Source organism: Exiguobacterium sp. 8H, assembly GCF_902506255.1.
Lineage (GTDB): Bacteria > Bacillota > Bacilli > Exiguobacteriales > Exiguobacteriaceae > Exiguobacterium > Exiguobacterium profundum.
The window spans coordinates 1-3,525 of record NZ_LR733432.1 but is presented as its reverse complement, the minus strand read 5'-3'; the positions used below and the strand labels follow the sequence as shown (position 1 = coordinate 3,525).

The window sequence follows — 3,525 nt, the reverse complement described above, 5'->3', positions numbered from 1 at the left end:
AAATAAACCTGCTGATACCTTTGCTTATAATTCAAATTTCAAGCTTTCTTCTTGGTTAGTTTTTATGAAAAATAGATTAGAGGTAGCAAAAGATTTAATGGCTGAAAAAGGGATTATATATATTACGATTTCTTCTGAAGGAGCACATTATTTAAAAGTATTAGCAGATAGTGTTTTCGATATGGATAACTTTATTGCTGATATTACTTGGCAGTCTAGGAAGTCGGTATCTAGCGATAGCTTAATCTCTACATCTACCAACCATGTACTAGTGTACGCAAAAAATAAAAATGCAATAAATAAAAATGAATTTAGACTTTTTTTAGATGTAGATGGATTCAATTTAAATGATGATGATGGTAGAGGACCATATAAAGTAGAGCCATTTGATGCGCCTAATATTAGAAAAAATCTCGAATACATAATTGAAAACCCAAATACAGGACAAGGTTATCGACCACCTGAAGGAAGACATTGGAGAACTACAGAAGAAGACTATAAAGAACTTTTAGCAGATAACAGAATTAGATTTGGCGCACGTGGACTAACAAAACCACAACTAAAAGTTTATTTAAAAGATGCACAAGATCAAAGTAAAGGAAAAGCAGCTACTACACTTTGGAATAATGTCGTACCAGATTCTGTTGATTCAATCATTTGGGACGGGACTGGAACGACAACTAATGGAACTAAACATCAACAAAGTTTATTTGGCAGAGTAGTATTTGAAAATCCTAAACCGGAAGATTTAGTGAGCAGAGCAATCCAATTGGCGACTGATGAAGGCGACTTGGTACTTGATTTCTTTATGGGATCGGCAACTACTCAAGCTGTTGCAATGAAGATGAACCGACAGTTTATAGGTGTTGAGCAAATGGATTATATAGAAACCGTTTCAGTTCCTCGTTTAAAGAAAGTAATTGAGGGAGAACAGGGTGGCATTTCAAAAGCAATGGATTGGCAAGGCGGAGGGAGCTTTGTTTATGCTGAATTACAAAATCTTAATATGGAGTATATAGAACTTATTCAACAAGCAGGTAATGACGACGATTTACTAAAAATAATTGACCAAATGAAGCAAACAGCTTACTTGAACTTCCAAACAGATATAGAAAAAATCACTAATGAAGATAGTGAATTCACTAAATTGCCTATAAGCGATAAAAAAGCACTGTTAATCGAAGTACTTGATATTAACCAGCTGTATTTAAACTATTCAGAGATTGACGACATTAAATTTAATGTTTCCGAAGCTGTTAAAAAATTTAATCATTCTTTTTATAAAAAGGTTGGTGAGGAATTATGAGTAAGGAAATTCTTCATACTCGTATTGAAGAGAGGTTTAAAGATATTTTCGATCAACCGCCGGAAGTACCTGATTATTTACAAAAGAATCTCAATCATACAATTCGACCTTATCAAGAAGAAGCATTAAGACATTTAATCTATACTCAACGTTCTCCACAAGCTGATGTTTCTTTTCAAAATCAGCTATTTCATATGGCGACTGGATCTGGAAAAACACTAATTCTCGCCGCTTCTATTCTATATTTGTATCAAGAACATGGCTATCAAAATTTCTTATTTTTTGCAGATAGTGATGCCATAGTAAAGAAAACTAGAAACAATTTGACGAACAGTACTTCTCCTAAATACCTTTTTAAGCCGGAAGGTATAGTTCTAGATGGGAATAAAATTCAAGTTCAAACAGTTGATACGTTTCCTCATCAGCCAGCTCCAAACACGATTTACTTAAAAGTAACAAGCGTCCAAAGTCTTCATAACAACTTAATGGAGCCGAAAGAAAATGAAGTGACCTTCGAAACTTTGGAAGAAATGAATATTGTCATGTTAGCAGATGAAGCGCATCATTATTTTGCCGAAACCCGTAGAAATCAAAAAAGTGTAACACAAGAGGAAGCAAAGGTTCGCTCATGGGAGCGTACTATAGAACAATTGCTTTCATTAAATCCAAAAAATCGACTTTTGGGTTTCAGTGCCACACTTAATTTGGAGAATGAGTTTTTATTTGAAAAATTACAAAATCGAATCGTATATCAATATGATTTGAAAAGATTTATGGAATCTGGTTACTCAAAAAATGTTGTACTATTGCAGACAAACGAAGAAGATCATCAGAAAATGCTTCATTCAGTATTGCTAAGTCAATATCGGAAATACATTGCAAAAGATTATGGAATTGACTTAAAGCCAATTATTCTTTTTAAATCTAACAATATTAGCAAATCTATTAAGACACATCGGTCATTTTCACAAATAGTTGAAAATTTATCAATTAGCCAACTCCAAAAGACTATTGAACATGGGTTAGCAGTATATAAAGAAACAACTAGTATATGGAATAAAATGTTTAAGTACTACGAGGATAAAGATTTGATTAACGTTATTAGAGATATTCAATGGGATTTCACGGATAAAAACCTTATGAATGCCAATGACTCAAAATTTCTTTCGGTAGAAAATACTTTGCTTTTAAATACGTTAGAAGAAGCAGATAATCCAATCCGTGCTATCTTTGCAGTTGCCAAGCTGAATGAAGGGTGGGATGTGCTTAACCTTTACGATATTGTACGAATTAGTGAAGGAGCCACTGGAACTAGAAAGACTACAGATAGTGAAGCGCAGCTTATTGGTAGGGGGGCAAGATATTACCCATTTATTTATGAAAACAACCAATCATACCAACGAAGATTTGATTTAATCGATAGCGATTTGAAAGCTATTGAAACCCTCCACTATCATACAATTAACGAGAGTTCCTACATTCAAAATTTAAGTAAATCACTTGAGACTGCAAACATTCAAGTTAAAGAGGATGGAAGTGTAAGGTATGATGCGATTATAAAACCAAAATTTAAACGATCGGATCTTTATCAAACCGGAAAAATTTATATTAATCAAGTGGTTCCGACCACGCCTGAAGACTATCAATCGTTTAATAGCTATAATGTAGCATCTATTTATGAAACAGATTTGGAGACAGCAAAAGAAACAGAGTATAAAGTAAACGGAGAAACTACCACTACTCGGGTTCATACTGTAGAACTAAGTATAGATAAGGTCCTCTGGCAGAAAGCGATTCAGCGTAATCCTTTTTATCACTTTTCAAATCTGAAAAAATATATACCAAGTATCTCAAGTGCGGATCAATTTATTGAAAGTGAAAATTTTTTAAGTGGAGTAAAAATACTGTTAACTTTGCCTATAGGTCTTTTAGTAGAGCAACTCACTCCTAAACAAAAATTAGTTATTATTGAGAAGTTCCTTTTCAATACTCAGAATAAAATTCGTTTGAACTATATGAAAGAGAAGGGGACGCCATTATTTTATGTAGTTCATTTTCAAGATGTAATCAAAGACTATTATGTTCAAATTAACCAAGTTCGAGGAAAAGTGACGACTGAGGTTGTTCGACCGAAAAATATGAGGGAGCATGATTGGTATATTTTCAATCAAGCTATAGTTAATGGTCTAGAACAAAATATGATTGAGTTTATTAATAGC

Annotated in this window: 2 protein-coding genes; both read left to right on the top strand. The window is 33.3% G+C overall.

Going from position 1 to position 3,525, the window contains the following annotated elements:
- The coding region (locus GVY43_RS15140) for a site-specific DNA-methyltransferase (protein ID WP_159563695.1) at window positions 1-1,306 on the top strand (1,306 nt) is incomplete at its 5' end.
- On the top strand, window positions 1,303-3,525 hold a 2,223-nt coding region (locus GVY43_RS15135; protein WP_159563694.1), incomplete at its 3' end, for a DEAD/DEAH box helicase family protein. The genes GVY43_RS15140 and GVY43_RS15135, both read left to right, overlap by 4 nt.